General features: G+C 47.6%; 14 protein-coding genes. 5 read left to right on the forward strand and 9 right to left on the reverse strand.

All coding sequences use genetic code 11. The features are described from left to right. Positions 1–82: 82 nt before the first annotated feature. Both B5D35_RS00430 and B5D35_RS00435 read left to right on the forward strand, forming a co-directional pair. Positions 83–1,117, forward strand: coding sequence for an NADP(H)-dependent aldo-keto reductase (locus tag B5D35_RS00430; RefSeq protein ID WP_078750661.1), 1,035 nt, complete (start codon positions 83–85; stop codon positions 1,115–1,117). A gap of 129 nt (positions 1,118–1,246) precedes the next feature. Next, positions 1,247–1,711, forward strand: coding sequence for an outer membrane lipoprotein (locus tag B5D35_RS00435; RefSeq protein WP_425291025.1), 465 nt, complete (start codon positions 1,247–1,249; stop codon positions 1,709–1,711). A 43-nt stretch (positions 1,712–1,754) separates the two neighbouring features. Here B5D35_RS00435 and B5D35_RS00440 read toward each other — a convergent pair whose 3' ends face one another. Beyond that, on the reverse strand, positions 1,755–2,006 hold the full coding sequence (locus B5D35_RS00440) for a hypothetical protein (RefSeq protein WP_078750663.1): 252 nt from the start codon (positions 2,004–2,006) through the stop codon (positions 1,755–1,757). Between the two features lie 583 nt (positions 2,007–2,589). Between B5D35_RS00440 and B5D35_RS00445 the strand changes: the two genes are divergently transcribed. Then, positions 2,590–3,018, forward strand: coding sequence for a PACE efflux transporter (locus B5D35_RS00445; protein WP_078750664.1), 429 nt, complete (start codon positions 2,590–2,592; stop codon positions 3,016–3,018). Between the two features lie 79 nt (positions 3,019–3,097). Here the strand turns inward: B5D35_RS00445 and B5D35_RS00450 are convergent, their stop codons facing one another. The 7 genes from B5D35_RS00450 to xerD form a co-directional block, all read right to left on the reverse strand. Further along, positions 3,098–4,432: a sigma-54-dependent transcriptional regulator gene (locus tag B5D35_RS00450; protein WP_078750665.1), complete on the reverse strand. Its 1,335-nt coding sequence runs from the start codon at positions 4,430–4,432 to the stop codon at positions 3,098–3,100. Positions 4,433–4,843: 411 nt separating this feature from the next. Next, a complete protein-coding gene (locus B5D35_RS00455; protein ID WP_078750666.1) occupies positions 4,844–6,253 on the reverse strand; it encodes an amidohydrolase in 1,410 nt (469 codons plus the stop codon). Between the two features lie 195 nt (positions 6,254–6,448). Next, a complete protein-coding gene (gene lysS / locus B5D35_RS00460) occupies positions 6,449–7,963 on the reverse strand; it encodes a lysine--tRNA ligase (protein ID WP_078750667.1) in 1,515 nt (504 codons plus the stop codon). 27 nt (positions 7,964–7,990) lie between these two features. After that, positions 7,991–9,089, reverse strand: a protein-coding gene (gene prfB / locus B5D35_RS00465) for a peptide chain release factor 2 (RefSeq protein ID WP_101210040.1) whose coding sequence is annotated in 2 segments (ribosomal slippage) — positions 7,991–9,013 and positions 9,015–9,089 — 1,098 coding nt in all. Because the reading frame shifts where the segments join, the coding sequence is not laid out codon by codon here. 186 nt (positions 9,090–9,275) lie between these two features. Continuing rightward, positions 9,276–11,003, reverse strand: a complete 1,728-nt coding sequence (gene recJ, locus B5D35_RS00470) for a single-stranded-DNA-specific exonuclease RecJ (RefSeq protein WP_078750668.1) — start codon at positions 11,001–11,003, stop codon at positions 9,276–9,278. A 165-nt stretch (positions 11,004–11,168) separates the two neighbouring features. After that, entirely contained in the window at positions 11,169–11,903 is a 735-nt protein-coding gene (dsbC, locus tag B5D35_RS00475; protein ID WP_078750729.1) for a bifunctional protein-disulfide isomerase/oxidoreductase DsbC, read from the reverse strand. 116 nt (positions 11,904–12,019) lie between these two features. After that, positions 12,020–12,916, reverse strand: coding sequence for a site-specific tyrosine recombinase XerD (xerD, locus tag B5D35_RS00480; RefSeq protein WP_078750669.1), 897 nt, complete (start codon positions 12,914–12,916; stop codon positions 12,020–12,022). A 185-nt stretch (positions 12,917–13,101) separates the two neighbouring features. Between xerD and fldB the strand changes: the two genes are divergently transcribed. Next, positions 13,102–13,620 carry a flavodoxin FldB gene (gene fldB / locus B5D35_RS00485; RefSeq protein ID WP_078750670.1) on the forward strand — a complete coding sequence of 173 codons (519 nt, stop codon included), beginning with the start codon at positions 13,102–13,104 and terminating at the stop codon, positions 13,618–13,620. Positions 13,621–13,683: 63 nt separating this feature from the next. Here the strand turns inward: fldB and brnQ are convergent, their stop codons facing one another. After that, positions 13,684–14,988: a branched-chain amino acid transport system II carrier protein gene (gene brnQ / locus B5D35_RS00490; RefSeq protein ID WP_078750671.1), complete on the reverse strand. Its 1,305-nt coding sequence runs from the start codon at positions 14,986–14,988 to the stop codon at positions 13,684–13,686. A gap of 278 nt (positions 14,989–15,266) precedes the next feature. Between brnQ and B5D35_RS00495 the strand changes: the two genes are divergently transcribed. Continuing rightward, a complete protein-coding gene (locus tag B5D35_RS00495; RefSeq protein ID WP_078750672.1) occupies positions 15,267–15,989 on the forward strand; it encodes a tRNA1(Val) (adenine(37)-N6)-methyltransferase in 723 nt (240 codons plus the stop codon). The last annotated feature ends 32 nt before the right edge of the window (positions 15,990–16,021 follow it).

The raw sequence follows: 16,021 nt of genomic DNA on the forward strand, positions 1-16,021 counted from the left end.
TTTAATATGAAAGCCGGAGTACATGTCATGAATGAGACACATTGCTGCGAAGGATTCAAATACGTGCAAGCGAGGAGATAGGATGCAATACCATACTCTGCCCCACACTACCCTCAACGTCAGTAAGATATGCTTAGGCACAATGACTTATGGTCAGCAAAACACTGAGAATGATGCCCATGAACAACTGTCATGTGCACTTGATCTGGGCGTGAACTTCATTGATACCGCTGAAATGTATGCGATACCACCAACACCGGAGACTCAAGGCCTAACAGAGAAATACATCGGTAGTTGGCTTAAGAAATCAGGCAAGCGAGATAACGTCATTATCGCGACTAAAATCGCAGGCCCGCGGAGCGTTCCTTACATTCGAGAAAACATGTCCCTCGACCGTAGAAACGTCCGCCAAGCAGTAGAAGACAGCCTTACCCGTCTTCAGACTGATTATATCGACCTGTATCAAGTTCACTGGCCTCAACGCCATGTAAACAGTTTTGGTCAGTTAAACTATCGCCATCAGGATGAAAACTCAGCCGTTTCAATACTCGATACATTGGATGCACTGACCGAACTGGTGCGAGAAGGTAAGGTTCGTTATATCGGGGTTTCAAATGAAACGCCTTGGGGCGTAATGAACTACCTGCGTTTAGCAGAAAAACACAGCTTGAGCCGCATCGTTTCCATTCAAAACCCTTACAATCTGCTAAACCGCAGTTTCGAAGTAGGTCTGTCCGAAATCAGCCACCACGAGGGCATTGAACTGCTTGCCTACTCACCGCTCGCGTTTGGTGCTCTTTCTGGTAAATATCTCGACGGTGTACGCCCAGAAGGTGCACGTTGCACACGTTGGGAGCGCTTCAGTCGCTACTTCACCCCACAAGGTCAAGCAGCAACCCAAGCCTATGTTCAGCTGGCAAGGGACTTCGCCATCGATCCAGCGCAGTTGGCATTGGCCTATGTAAATAGCCGCCCTTTCTTAGCAAGTACCATCATAGGAGCGACAACCTTACCGCAGCTACAATCCAACATTGAATCAATCGATGTGGAACTGCCGGATGAGTTACTCAAGCGTATAGAAGAGATTGGAGCGATCCACTCCAACCCTTGCCCTTAAGCATTTGTCTTCATCTTAAGAAAAAGCACCTGTTGGTGCTTTTTTACTTTTTCGCGCCGATCCGAAGGCAATCGGCAACCCTATACTTCCAGAATAGTTAGATGCCTTGGAGGTCGTATGGCGATGGCAATGAATTTAGGTTCCGCATGTTTACTCTCTCTTTCTCTACTTGTTGGGTGCACTTCTCCAAATCCCTACGGTGACGCATATGGCTCGGCCGACACACGTACCATTCAAGAGGTTTATTACGGCACCGTAGAGAAAGCCGAGCCTGTCACTATAGATGCATCAGACCAAACCAATCTGATTGGCACTATCGCAGGTGCGGCTATTGGCGGCATTCTTGGCTCTAAAGTGGGTGGAGGCACTGGCTCTGATATCGCCGCCATTGGGGGCGGTTTATTGGGCGGATATGCTGGCAGTGCGGCGGCGGGTGAAGTTGGAGGACGCAACGGTGTGAATCTGACTATCCGCCTAGAAGACGGCCAAGTCATTTCCATCGTTCAAGAAGCAAATCCTGAGATGATTTTCCACGTCGGCCAACAAGTACAAGTGAATGTGGATGGCGATACAGCGAGGGTTGTCCCTCGCTGATCTTCTTCTATCTAGGGGGCTTCTGAAGAGAAGCCCCCTTTTTCTATGTCGTGAGTTTCAACCGCAATCGGCGACGAATACGTGTCACTTCTCTTAGGGCCTTGTATTCAGGCGCTACAGTGTGACCCATTGAAAAACCATCTTTCTCAAAACCAATATCCTTGAGTAAATGATCAGAGAGTGGTTCACCGATGTAACGAACACGTCGATGCGCTTTTCGCCATGCCGCTTCTTCTCGTTTTATATCTAGTCGAACAAAAAAAGTCGCGAGACGTAGGTAAATTGATTGGTTCATAACGGACTCCATTTATGGATGATTTGGAGGCCTGAGAAATGTTGCGAAGAGACAATACGGAATTACCGTGATTGATACATGCCGCAGACATTTCCGCGGCCCGTTTTTCACGGTTGCGGAAATTACTGTACAGGTTTTCGGTGCGCCATCATGGGCGAGGAGGTACATAGCATTGATGATGTAATTCGCTGAAATGTCATCTTTATCCCCCTTCCTACCGAAAATCTAAGTAAAACCGCTCTTGTTGATTCAATGTTAATATTAATGACTTAGATCAATATATCAATACGTTATTTGACATACTTCAAAGTTTGGAACCATCCACTTTTTTAGTCACCCTGAACAAATTTTCCTCACCAAATGCTGATAAATTAAACAACAAAATATTGTCAGACCGCTGCGGGCACTTTGTCTAATACCTTGTTTTTCTAGTCAATTTCATAATTTCTAGATACGTCTCGCATATTTTTTCCACGAGAATACCACCGCCTCGCCCTACAACCATCCGAAATTCGGATTGTTTCTAACTTAAACCAATCCAAATTTTGGATATCATAGGCACATCTTTTGGAGGAAATGAAAAATGAGAACCGTAAAAGACAGGATTAGGCACGCGATTGCCTTCGAAATCATTGGCCTTATTTTTATCGTGAGCATTCTAGCCCTGTTTGGATTTAACCCTACACATACCGGTGTTTTGGGTATTGCATTTTCACTGCTTGCGACGGGTTGGAACTACATTTATAACGTGTGGTTTGATAGAGGTATGGTGAAATGGACAGGTACCGTTGAGAAAAAACAAAAACACCGTATCTTGCATGCTGTATTGTTCGAATTAGGTCTACTGTGGGTCACACTACCTGCAATTGCTTGGTGGCTGAACATTTCGTTGTGGCAAGCATTGGTGATGGATATCGGGTTAGTGGCTTTTTATCTGGTGTACGCGTACATCTACAACTTGGCATACGACAAGTTATTCCCAATAAAGCCAACGCCTGTGGCTTCTCACTAAAACACCCATTTAGATGATGAATCTATCACAATGAAAAAACCGCCTATGAAAGGCGGTTTTTTTGTATTTCTCGTTCTATTTATCGAAAGCTTCGAGGAGCCGGGATCAAGCTGTGCTTATTCAGCAGACGATACATGGTTGCACGGGACACACCCAGTTCTTTTGCTGCAGCAGACACCTGACCATTATTGCTCTCAAGAACAGCCAACAAGGCATCGCGCTCAGACTCTTCACGGATTTTTCGCAGGCTTTGCTTATAGTCACCCTGGCGCGGGAGGTCGAGGTGCTCGGCTTCAATCACCAAGTTATCGGCAAGCAACACTGCACGCTTAACCTGATTGATGAGCTCGCGCACATTACCTGGCCAGCTGTAATTGGTGAGGATCTTATTCCCTTCCTCAGAAAACGTACGAGCCTGTGTATTGTATTGACGAGCAAACTTCAGCAAGAAGTGCTCCGCAAGCTCTGGAATGTCTGCTGCACGCTCTTTCAGCGACGGCACAGATATTCGCAATACATTTAACCGATAGAAGAGATCTTCACGAAAATGCCCTTCAGCTACCGCCTTTTCTAAATCTATGTGTGTTGCCGCAATCACGCGCACATCGATTTCTTTCGCGTATTTGTCGTCGTGTGGCTCGACGGTACCGTCTTGCAGCAGGTGAAGAAGATTCGCCTGAAGGTTCAGCGGCAAGTCGCCAATCTCATCGAGAAATAACGTCCCTTGATGCGCTTGTTGTACTTTGCCTTCATTAGCGCCATCACCAAATAATTCACTTTGGATCAGTTTCTCTGGCAACGCACTGCACTTAACAGAAACAAACGGGCCTTTAGCACGTGTTGATGCGTTGTGAATCGCCATCCCTACCAGCTCTTTACCTGTGCCACTTTCACCATTGATAAGCACGGAGACATCTGTTGGTGCCACACGGCGCACTTGGTCACGCAGCTTTTTCATGACTGAGGTTTTACCCAGCAGACCCATGTCACTGTGATCGCCCAGTTGAGGCCATACATGACGCTCAAGTTTGAGCATACCCAATTGGTGACCAATGGTACTCATAAGCTGACTATCTGGGATAGGAGAGGTGAAATAGTCAATGCAGAAGCTGACGATGAACTGGCAAATTGCATCGTTGTTGAGCTGATCCTCACGGATTAAAGCTAACCAACGAACCTGTTTATTGCGGTTTACCAAAGAGGCTACGCCATTTAGACTGAAGTCATCGTGGCTGATATCCACGATACCGATACAAGGACCAATGTCCTGAAGTAACGTTTGTGCGGCCCTGAGATCATAACAGCGGTGGCAACGCCATCCCGCTTGTTCCAACGTTGCTAACCATGGTTCGTACGTTCCTCCTACTACCACAAGAGAGCTTGGAACTGCCTCAGATCTGAATTGCATACCCATAACGCCTGCCTTTAGTCATCCATTAACGACATGTGTTCAAAAAGTTGTGAGTATCATTATATTTTGTAAGACCACGCCGTCTGTCTCATTGTAGATACAACATGGGTCTCAAATCAGCAATGTTCCCAAAAGAGACACTTTGGCTGTTTGATGGCCTGACAGCACGTGTTTTACGCATAAAGGATTACTCGTTTAAATTCAGTGAGTAAGCCATAAAACATGCATTCGGATGACCCCACGCAATCAATAGAGCATATGGAAATTCTCAATATTGAGAAAAAGTTAAACTCTCTAAATTTTCTTAAATCATAGACTATAACCCGATTTCGTGAGGCTAAGTATCGAGCAAGAAAAAGAAAACCGCACCAGTATAAGACACGGTCTTTTTTATAAGGCAGGCGTAAGTAAAACTTACTGAATCACTTCGCCACTTTCAATCACGGTTTTTCGTACTTTGTCTGCAAATTGCAACGCTTCTTCACGCACTGCATCTTCATCTACGGTCAATATGTCTCGATTTCGCATCAAAAGCTGACCATCAACAATGGAGTGTTTCACATTTGTCGCATACGCAGAGTAGACAAGCGCTGAGTATGGATTATATACAGGGACCATGTTCGGTGCCTTCGTATCAACAACAATGATGTCAGCCAATTTCCCAGCTTCCAACGAACCAATTTTGTCTTCCATGTGCAGCGCACGTGCTGCACCAATAGTCGCCATCTCAATCACTTTCACCGGAGGCATTGCCGCACGGTCTTTGTTTACCAGCTTGTGCACTTTTGCCACTTGGTTGAATTCATCAACGGTACTTAGTGTATTCCCCGACATTGGGCCGTCAGTACCCAGACCGATTCGCAGGCCATCATCAAACATCTTAAGGGCAGGTGAAACACCTTTGGCCGATTTGATGTTTGCACTCATGTTGTGAGCGATACCCACATCATGCGCTTTCAGCAGCGCAATATCTTCGTCGTCCACATTGATCACGTGAGCACCGACTAGGTTCGGTGTTAGCGCACCAATTTCTGCCATGTATTCAACCGGTGATTTACCGCCACTGCGCTCTGCAATCACTTCGTTTTCGCGATCGGACTCCGCCAGGTGAATCATCACAGGCACGTCGTGCTCCAAAGAAAGTTTAGTGATCTTCTGAAGCACTTCAGTGGTGTTGGTGTAAGGGGCGTGTGGTGCAAACGCTGGCGTGATACGCGGGTGATTTTTATATTCCTTAATAAAGTTCAGTGCGTATTGAATCCCTTCCTCCGCATTCGCTGCATCCGCTACAGGGAATTTAATGACTGTCTCACCCAAAATGGCGCGCATACCAATTTGATCGACCGTCTTCGCCACTTCATCTTCGAAGTAGTACATATCGGCGTAGGTGGTCACCCCGCCCTTTAGCATTTCCACGTTGCCCAATTGCGCACCAATGCGCACCATGTCGCGGCTTACCAACTTCTTCTCTAACGGGAATATGTAGCGGTGCAGACGATCTGGCACATCATCACCCAGAGAGCGAAACACGGTCATTGATGCGTGAGTATGGGTGTTGATCAAACCCGGCATCACGATATCACCGTCAGCGTCCAACACTGTCTTGGCGTTATACTCGTCTGCCAGCGACTCATCACCCACGGCAACAATCTTGTTGCCGTTCACCACAACAACGCCATTCTCGAATACTGTCTTATCAGCATTCATGGTCAGCACTGTCGCATCTTTAATTAGCAGGTCAACACTCTCCGCCGCGAATGCAGCAGAAGACATTATGGTAGCCAGTGCAACACTGGCGGAAAGAAGGGATTTTTTCAGCATCATTTACATCGTCATTAGGCGGCTTGGAATTGTGATGCATGATGCGTTCTTGGGACTAAAAGCCAAACGAAAATGTTAAATACGTCGCAAAAAATGTGATCTTGAGCAAACGTTTGCTTGTCGCTCATCAGGTATAAAAAACACTGGCCAAAGCCAGTGTTTTTCATGTCTCAGCAACGTCTCAAAAACGAGTCAGAATCAATCGTTCTTCGGGTTTTGAGGACGCATCGCTGGGAATAGGATCACATCACGGATAGTGTGCGTGTTGGTGAACAGCATCGCCAGTCGGTCGATACCAATACCCTGACCTGCTGTTGGTGGCAGACCGTGCTCTAGTGCAGTGATGTAGTCTGCATCGTAGAACATCGCTTCGTCGTCACCCGATTCTTTTGCATCAACCTGTGCTTTAAAGCGCGCATGTTGATCTTCTGCATCATTCAGCTCAGAGAAACCATTCGCCACTTCACGGCCACCGATGAAGAACTCAAAGCGGTCGGTGAAGAACGGGTTGTCATCGCTACGACGTGCCAGCGGAGAAATGTCTGCTGGGTAGCCAGTAATGAAGGTTGGTTGGATCAGTTTAGGCTCTGCGGTTTCACCGAAGATTTCTTCCAGCAATTGACCACAAGTCCAGAACTTCTCTACATAGATTTCCAGTGATTTCGCGATAGATACCATCAGGTCGCGATCTTGAACACCTTCTTCAGTCAACGCTTGGATTTGCGCGTGATCTGGGTTGTAGTGCTTAATCGCATCCAGCATGGTCATGCGCGCATACTTGCCACCGAATTCAACCGTGTGCTCGCCGTATGGCATTGCAGAGTGACCCAGTACATCGATAGCGACAGTGCGCAGCATGTCTTCAGTCAGGTCAATCAGATCATTGTAATCCGCGTACGCCATGTAGAACTCAATCATGGTGAATTCTGGGTTATGGCGAGGAGACAGACCTTCATTACGGAAGTTACGGTTGATTTCGAACACACGCTCAAAACCGCCCACAACCAAACGCTTCAGGTACAGCTCAGGTGCGATACGCAGGAACATTTCCTGATCCAACGCGTTATGATGCGTGATAAACGGACGCGCAGATGCACCACCCGGAATCACTTGCATCATTGGCGTTTCAACTTCCATAAAGTCTTTTGACTCCATGTAGCGGCGAATCGCTGAAATCAGCTTAGAGCGGACTTTAAACGCGTTGCGAGAATCGTCGTTAACAATCAGATCCACATAACGCTGACGGTAACGCGTTTCCTGATCAGTCAGACCATGGAATTTCTCTGGCAGAGGACGCAGTGCTTTCGTCAGCAACTGGTACTCTTCCATGTTCACGTAAAGGTCGCCTTTGCCTGATTTGTGCAAGGCACCTTTCACACCGATGATGTCACCAATGTCGAGGCCGTGAAACTTCTCTTTCAATTCGTTTTGAACGTCTTTTGCAGCATATGCTTGAATGCGGCCTGATACGTCTTGTAGTGCAAGGAAAGGACCACGCTTTGCCATGATACGGCCAGCAACGGTCACTTTGTGATCCAATGCTTCTAGCTCTTCCTTGCTCTTTTCGCCAAATTCAGCCTGAAGGTCTGCCGCTGTGTGCTCACGACGAAAATCATTCGGGTGGCCATTCGCGTTGCAGTTTTGACGAATGTGGTTCAGTTTTGCACGACGCTCCGCAATTAGCTTGTTTTCGTCTTGTAACTGGTCAGTCATAGTGAACCTTTGGATTAACGTAAAAAATTACAAACCAGATTTCAGGCTGGCTTCAATAAACTTGTCGAGATCACCGTCAAGTACCGCTTGGGTATTACGGTTTTCGATACCGGTGCGCAAATCTTTGATACGTGAGTCATCCAGCACGTATGAACGGATCTGGCTACCCCAGCCAATATCAGACTTCGAATCTTCGTTCGCTTGCTTCTCAGCATTTTGCTTGTGCATTTCTAGCTCAAACAGTTTTGCGCGAAGCTGCTTCATCGCCTGATCTTTGTTTTTGTGCTGGCTACGGTCATTCTGACACTGCACCACAGTGTTTGTTGGCACGTGTGTAATACGTACGGCAGATTCTGTGGTGTTGACGTGCTGACCACCCGCACCCGACGCACGGTATACATCGATACGCAGATCTGATGGGTTGATGTCGATTTCGATGTTGTCATCTACTTCTGGATAGATAAACGCAGAAGCAAACGAAGTATGACGACGGCCACCTGAATCGAACGGTGATTTACGCACTAAACGGTGCACGCCTGTTTCTGTACGTAACCAGCCGTAAGCGTATTCACCGCTCACGCGTACCGTTGCAGATTTCAATCCGGCCACATCGCCAGCAGAGACTTCAATCACTTCAGTTTTGAAGCCTTTGGCATCAGCCCAACGCAGGTACATGCGCAACATCATGGATGTCCAGTCTTGCGCTTCTGTACCCCCCGAACCTGCTTGCAAGTCGATGTAGCAATCAGAACCATCATGATCACCAGAGAACATACGACGGAATTCCAGCTTTTCTAGCTTAGATTCCAGTTCGTTTAGCTCTGGTTCGATTTCGTCAAAGGTATCTTGATCGCTTTCTTCAACGGCCAGCTCTAACAAGTCAGCGATGTATCCACCACCTTGATCCAGTTGGTCAATGGTTTCTACTACAGCTTCAAGCGAAGAACGCTCGCGACCTAGCGCTTGTGCGCGATCAGGTTCGTTCCAAACATCGGGTTGTTCAAGTTCGGCATTAACTTCTTCTAGACGCTCTTTCTTAGCGTCATAGTCAAAGATACCCCCGAAGGACATTGGCGCGTTCGGCAATGTCCGCTAGGCGGTTTTTGATCGGATTGATTTCAAACATGGTCACTTCTAATTTCAGAATGAGTTTTAACCGACGAATTCTATCCAATTGCGGGCAGAATAAACAGAGTGTGATGGGGATCAAAGAGCAATTTTTCGGAGAAATCTGTGGAAATCAGGCTAGGGATGAAATTTGGAGCCAATGCGTACTCATTCCACACTGGCTCGGGTATCTCGGTAAAGAAAGTCAGACCGCGACCATATGTTCAACCATCAATTGAACCGTGCGGTTTCCACGAAACTCGTTCACATCAAGGCGATAAGCTAACTCCACAATTTGTACCGACGGATCTGGCCAACGGCGCAGATCAACATTGAAGGCGATGGCATCCACCATTTGCCCACCCATCATCGGCTCAACCATCATCTTTAAGTGCTTACCACCCACCAGTTTTTGGTGAAGCAGTTTAAATTTCCCATCAAACAAAGGTTCAGGAAAACCTTGTCCCCACGGTCCGCCACTTCTAAGGATTTCCGCGACCTCCAGCGAGATTTCGGTCGGCAATAACTCACCATCGGACAAAAACACGCCTTTCAGCTCATCGTCACTGATCACGTTTTGTACTGCGTCATCAAAAAGACGAGAAAAACGATCAAAGTCAGTCTCAGCGATGGTTAAACCCGCGGCCATCGCATGACCGCCGAATTTATGAATCAGCCCTGGGTTTTGGGTATCTATCAAATCCAGGGTATCGCGCATGTGAAGACCTTGAATAGAACGTGCAGAGCCTTTTATCAGCCCATCGCCACCATCCGCAAAGGCGATAACTGGACGGTGGTATTTGTCTTTGATACGTGAAGCAAGAATACCAATCACACCTTGGTGCCACTCGCGTTGGAACATAGCAAGTCCGCTAGGCAATCGCGTTCCTTCGCCAAACTGAAGACGCTCGCAAATCGCCATCGCTTCTTCTTTCATGCCCTGCTCGATTTCTTTTCGCGTCTGGTTTAGGCCATCCAGTTCACTTGCCATTTGACGTGCTGCCTGAAGGTGCTGACACATCAATAGTTCGACACCGAAAGACATATCATCCAAACGACCAGCTGCATTAATGCGAGGCCCAAGCGCAAAACCAAAATCACCCGCCACCAGCGTCGACATGTTGCGATTGGCCACTTCAATTAAGGCCTGAATACCCGGCCGGCATTTCCCGGCGCGGATGCGCATCAAACCTTGATGCACCAAAATGCGGTTATTAGTATCCAATGACACCACATCGGCCACCGTACCCAACGCAACCAGATCCAGCAATTCGGCAAGATTAGGTTCCGCAATGCCACGTGTTGCGAACCAACCGGACTCGCGCAGGTGCGCACGCAATGCCAGCATCAGGTAAAACGCGACGCCCACACCTGCCAATGATTTTGACGGGAATACACACTCATTGAGATTCGGATTGACCATGGCATCCGCATCCGGCAATTGGTGTCCTGGTAAATGGTGGTCAGTCACTACCACTTGAATTCCGCGTGCTTTGGCCGCGGCAACGCCTTCAATGGAAGACACACCGTTATCCACAGTCATGATCAGTTCCGCGCCTTTTGCAGCCGCTTGTTCCACGACCTCAGGACTTAGGCCGTAGCCATCATCAAAACGGTTGGGCACCAGATAATCGACATTGGTGCATCCCATCATGCGAAGTGCAGACACTGACAAGGCCGAACTTGTTGCGCCATCCGCATCGAAATCTCCAACGATAATAATGCGTTGCCCTTTGGCGATCGATTCCGCAAGCAATTCTACCGCCCTTTCAATGCCGTGCAGTGCATCGTAACTCAACAGGCCCTTGGCGCTTCTTTCCAATTCCCCTTCATGGGTAATACCACGGTTTGCATAAATACGCTGAAGTAGCGGTGGAATAGAACTCGGGAGCGCCGTGTTGATAGACGGCTGGCGACGTTTAATTTCAATCATGGAGACAAGACCTGTATCTGACGTCGGTATGACTCGACGACATTATGAATGCGGATTGAGAAAACCATTGTAGCGAGCGATTTACAAAGGGAAAGCCCCGCTTGGGGTTTGGCAACACAAATAAAAAAGCGTCGGTAAACGACGCTTTTTTATAGAGTGGAAGGATTAACCTTTGGCTTGCAGTGTTTCCAACAGACGATCTGCTGGCACATAGCCTCCCAACATGGTGCCATCTTCCAGCATAATAGCAGGCGTGCCAGTGACGCCCATGGCGCTGCCCAGCGCCATGTGGCGACGCACAACGTCAGTACACGTATCCGTTTCGACGTTGAATTCACGCGCTTTCGCTAAGTCCATCGCTTTCGCTTTGTCATCAGCACACCAAATTGCACTCATTTCACCAATGTTTGGCGAGCGCTCACCTGAACGAGGGAACGCTAAATATCGTACGGTAATACCCAAATCGTTGTATTGCTTCATCTCACGATGCAGCTTCATGCAGTAGCCACAAGTGGTATCCGTGAATACATTCACCACGTATTTTTCATTTTTAGCTGGGTACACGATCAGCTCTTTCTCAACGCCTGACGATTCAAACAACTTCTTGTTGCGCTTGGCTTGAGTAAGCTCCGTCATATTGATGGAATCCGTGTCTGTCGTATGAAAGAGCTGCCCATAAATGAAATACGACCCGTCTTTATTGGAATAGACAACACCACCATTGGTGACAACTTCATACATCCCTTCAAGCGGCGACTTTTCTACGGATTCCACGCTCAATCGATATTTCGTCAATACTTCAGAGATCGCACCTCTGTCCGCACCATCAGCGGCATATGCGCCCACTGACAGCATTGCTGACGCCATGACGACACTGGAGAGTAGTCGTTTGAATTTCATCATTACTTTCATCCTGAATAGGGCAAAGCGCATGGCTTTGCAGGCAACGGTTAACTTCTCAGACCGGAAAAACAGGAAAAAATCCCGCTTCAGGCAATGTTTTTGTATGCGTTGCATTATGCACGAGGATGGTGCTCCTGATGCAATTGTTTTAGTCGCTCTGTGGCAACGTGTGTATAAATTTGCGTTGTAGACAGGTCACTGTGACCTAACAGCATTTGTACCACACGTAAGTCTGCGCCGTGATTCAATAAATGGGTCGCAAACGCATGGCGCAACACGTGGGGAGACAACAGGTCGCTGTCAATGTTGGCCAATGACGCATAGAACTTGATGCGATGCCAGAACGTTTGACGAGTCATCATGCGCCCACGGCGACTCGGGAAGAACACATCTGAGGTTTGCTCTCCCAGCAACACAGGTCGGCTGTGAGCCAGATACCGTTCGAGCCAGTCAATCGCCGCCTCACCCATAGGCACTAGTCGCTCTTTTCCACCTTTACCAATCACGCGAACCACCCCTTGGCGCAAGCTGACATTTTCTGTTGTCAGGCTGATAAGCTCCGTCACGCGCAAGCCCGTTGCATAAAGGAGTTCCATCATGGCCTTGTCACGCAGTTCGAGCGTGTCTTCTTCATCAGGTGAATCCAGCAATGCTTCTACCTGCTCTTCGCTCAAATCTTTCGGGAGACGCTTTGGCAATTTAGGACTGATCAGATTAGCGGTCGGATCATCTTCCCGCTGTTTTTCACGATAGAGATACTGAAACAAGCGACGCAACGCCGATAGCATACGCGCACGACTGGTCTGCTTGTAGTTCTGGTCAAACAACCAATGCTGATAATCCTGCAGTGTATTTGGCGCTACCTTTATCAACAGTATGTTTTTCTCTGCCAGCCAATGACACAGTTTTAAAAGATCGTTTCTGTAGGAGGCCAAGGTATTTTCAGACAGACCTCGTTCCATCCACATTGCATCCAAAAACTGTTCCACCAACGCCGTGTTTTGTTCCACGATTCACTCTCTTTATGTACATTTTTTCTGTCGTCAAACTACCTCACCCCTATCAGAATGCAAAGAGGAAGCACACGGCAATCTTCAAATGATGGAGTTTTCAGCCAATCACCTGTTACTTAAAGGGTAGAGATAGAGAGCGTCGAGGGGTAGAATCGCGCCAGATGCAACAGCAGGATTGAGACATGAAAATAGGTTTGTTTTACGGCTCGACGACGTGTTACACCGAGATGGCGGCAGAAAAGATTCGCGATATCCTGGGTGACGATCTGGTCGATATTCACAATATCAAAGAAACCCCCGTCACGACGATGAACCAGTACGATCTACTGTTGCTAGGCATTTCCACTTGGGATTTTGGCGAGCTACAAGAAGATTGGGAAGCTGTTTGGTCAGAGCTGAACGGCTTACAGTTGCAAGGGAAAGTGGCAGCCCTGTTTGGCCTTGGCGATCAAGAAGGTTACGCTGAATGGTATCTTGATGCCATGGGCATGCTGCATGATGAACTGCTAGCCACCGGCTTAAAATTTGTTGGCTACTGGCCAACGGCTGGCTACACCTTTGAAGCATCAAAAGCCGTGACCGAAGACGGCACCCAGTTTGTCGGTCTGGCACTGGATGAAGATAGCCAATACGACAAGAGCGACGAGCGTATTGCAAGCTGGTGCGAGAAGGTACTCGTCGAATACCAAGAACTGCTCTAATACCTGCATACAGGTATAAAAAAACCACCGCATGCGGTGGTTTTTTCGTATTCGAGTTTGCGATTACGCGTGGCTTGACTCGCCTTTGCTTTGACCGGCAAAGCGTACCGCAACCAGCGCGATAACCGTTGGCAACAACCACGCCATTCCATAGTTGAATAACGGCAGCACTTTCAGTGCAGACACATCAACCCCCGCGACCTTGGCAGCATCAAACAATGCAAACACCAAAGACACGCCCAGTACGACACGATACGCTAATGCAGGGTTTGGCATAAAACGACGCAGGAAAGTCAGCGCAATCAATGCAATTGCCACAGGGTACAGCGCGAACAGCACCGGTACTGATATCGCAATCAGCTGGTTCAGACCCACATTTGCCACTACCGCACACGCAATTGACAGAATCACAACCCACTGACGGTAGGTGATTTTAGTCAGGGTGCTGAAATAATCCGAACACGCTGATACAAGGCCGATAACCGTGGTCAGACACGCCAACACAATAATGGTAGACAGAATGATCTGACCGGCAGGGCCGAACAAAGCCAAAACGTAAGCAGACAGAATCGCACCGCCGTTGGTTGCGCCTGCGGCAACACCTGTCGCTGTCGCGCCCAGATAGAACAGAGACACATAAACAAACGCCAGACCTGCCGCCGCAATGATGCCCGCGTAAATCAGGTATTGACAGGTTTTCGCCTGATCCGTGATGCCTTTCTTACGAATCACGTCGACAATCAGCATACCAAACATCAGCGCCGCAAACGTGTCCATGGTGTTGTAGCCTTCAAGGAAACCCGTCGTAAACGCTTGGTCTACGTACGCACCTTGTGCAGCGGCGATGTCACCCTGAGGGTTAACCACCACAGCAATTGCCAGAACCGCCAACGCCGCAAATAACGCAGGCGTCAACAATTTACCAATGGTGTCAATCAGCTTGCCTTGAGACAAAGAGAAGAACATTGCCACAGCAAAGAAAATAATAGAGAAGATGGTCAATTCAAACTGACCAACATTACCCAAGAAAGGCTTAAAGCCTAATTCATAGGCAACAAGACCTGCGCGAGGTGCCGCAAAAGCTGGACCAATAATAATGAAGATCAGCACCGCCATCAGTGTTGCGACTGATGCAGGGAGGTCTCGTGTTAGACCTTTCCAACCACCACCCGCCACGGCAACTGCAATGATGCCAATGAGCGGAAGACCGACGGCTGTAATAAGAAAACCGAACATTGCAGACATGGTGTGCTCACCCGCCATGAAACCTGCCAGCGGTGGGAAGATGATGTTGCCTGCTCCTAGGAAAAACGCAAAGGTCATAAACCCTAGCGCGAGTATATCGCTAACCTTTAAACTCTCTCTCACTTCGAACTACCTTTGTGTGTTTGCATATTATTTCTGTAATCAGTCGGTTAGCCTTTTGGTTATTTTTACTAAGCTTTACCGATTAAGCAGAATAATGACGAAGTTTCACCCCTCAGACAATAGGGCAATTAAAAATAGATGATTAATCTATTTTTAATAAAATAAATGGAATTATAATTTAACTTTGCTCACTTTAACCGCATTTAGAAAAGTTAGAAGCCCAAATCACAACAACATTAAAACAACATATTTAACCGTATTTTAAGGTTTAACACGTTATGTCTTCTGTGAAAAAAGCAAATAAACGCTTTCAATTCAAGCAGTTTACGATTGAAGATAAAGGTTGTGGTATGCCAGTCAGTACAGACGGCGTGCTGCTTGGGGCATGGGCTCACGCAAGCGGAGATGCGTCTATTCTCGATATTGGCACGGGAACTGGGCTGCTAGCCCTCATGATGGCGCAACGTTTTCCATCCGCTGATATCACTGCACTGGATATCGATTTGCATGCTGTTAAAGCGGCAAAGTACAACGCAGAACAATCTGCTTGGGCGAAACGCATTTACGTCGCCCATCAAGATGTAAAATCATGGAAAAGCACAGACACCTTTGATGTCATCATCTGCAATCCGCCCTATTTCAATTCAGGACTTCAAGCAGAAGATGCGCGCCGAGCAATGGCAAGACATACTGACTCGTTGTCCCACGACGATCTGCTAAACGTCTTGGCGTCTCGACTATCGCGCAATGGCGTCGCTTATTTGATATTACCTTCATATGAAGCAGACCAGTTGATCGCTAAAAGTCATCAACATCACTTGTTTTGCTGTCGCACTGTGGATGTCAAGACAACACCGACGAAACCCGTCAACCGAAAACTGATTGCTTTATCTGCAAACAAAAAAAACGAGACGGATAAAGAAATGCTTATTATTCAATCAGATAATTCATACACGAAAGAATTTGTGGCGTTAACGAAGGATTTTTACCTAAAGATGTGACAGCCTCACTTGAAATCAAAACAATTTCACAG

Source organism: Enterovibrio nigricans DSM 22720 (assembly GCF_900167155.1).
Classification (GTDB): domain Bacteria; phylum Pseudomonadota; class Gammaproteobacteria; order Enterobacterales; family Vibrionaceae; genus Enterovibrio; species Enterovibrio nigricans.

Excerpts from the sequence above, each read along its gene's own strand:
- B5D35_RS00430 (WP_078750661.1), top strand. The coding sequence starts at position 83 with ATGCAATACCATACTCTGCCCCACACTACCCTCAACGTCAGTAAGATA.
- B5D35_RS00435 (WP_425291025.1), top strand. The coding sequence starts at position 1,247 with ATGAATTTAGGTTCCGCATGTTTACTCTCTCTTTCTCTACTTGTTGGG.
- B5D35_RS00440 (WP_078750663.1), bottom strand. The coding sequence starts at position 2,006 with ATGAACCAATCAATTTACCTACGTCTCGCGACTTTTTTTGTTCGACTA.
- B5D35_RS00445 (WP_078750664.1), top strand. The coding sequence starts at position 2,590 with ATGAGAACCGTAAAAGACAGGATTAGGCACGCGATTGCCTTCGAAATC.
- B5D35_RS00450 (WP_078750665.1), bottom strand. The coding sequence starts at position 4,432 with ATGGGTATGCAATTCAGATCTGAGGCAGTTCCAAGCTCTCTTGTGGTA.
- B5D35_RS00455 (WP_078750666.1), bottom strand. The coding sequence starts at position 6,253 with ATGATGCTGAAAAAATCCCTTCTTTCCGCCAGTGTTGCACTGGCTACC.
- lysS (WP_078750667.1), bottom strand. The coding sequence starts at position 7,963 with ATGACTGACCAGTTACAAGACGAAAACAAGCTAATTGCGGAGCGTCGT.
- recJ (WP_078750668.1), bottom strand. The coding sequence starts at position 11,003 with ATGATTGAAATTAAACGTCGCCAGCCGTCTATCAACACGGCGCTCCCG.
- dsbC (WP_078750729.1), bottom strand. The coding sequence starts at position 11,903 with ATGAAATTCAAACGACTACTCTCCAGTGTCGTCATGGCGTCAGCAATG.
- fldB (WP_078750670.1), top strand. The coding sequence starts at position 13,102 with ATGAAAATAGGTTTGTTTTACGGCTCGACGACGTGTTACACCGAGATG.
- B5D35_RS00495 (WP_078750672.1), top strand. The coding sequence starts at position 15,267 with ATGTCTTCTGTGAAAAAAGCAAATAAACGCTTTCAATTCAAGCAGTTT.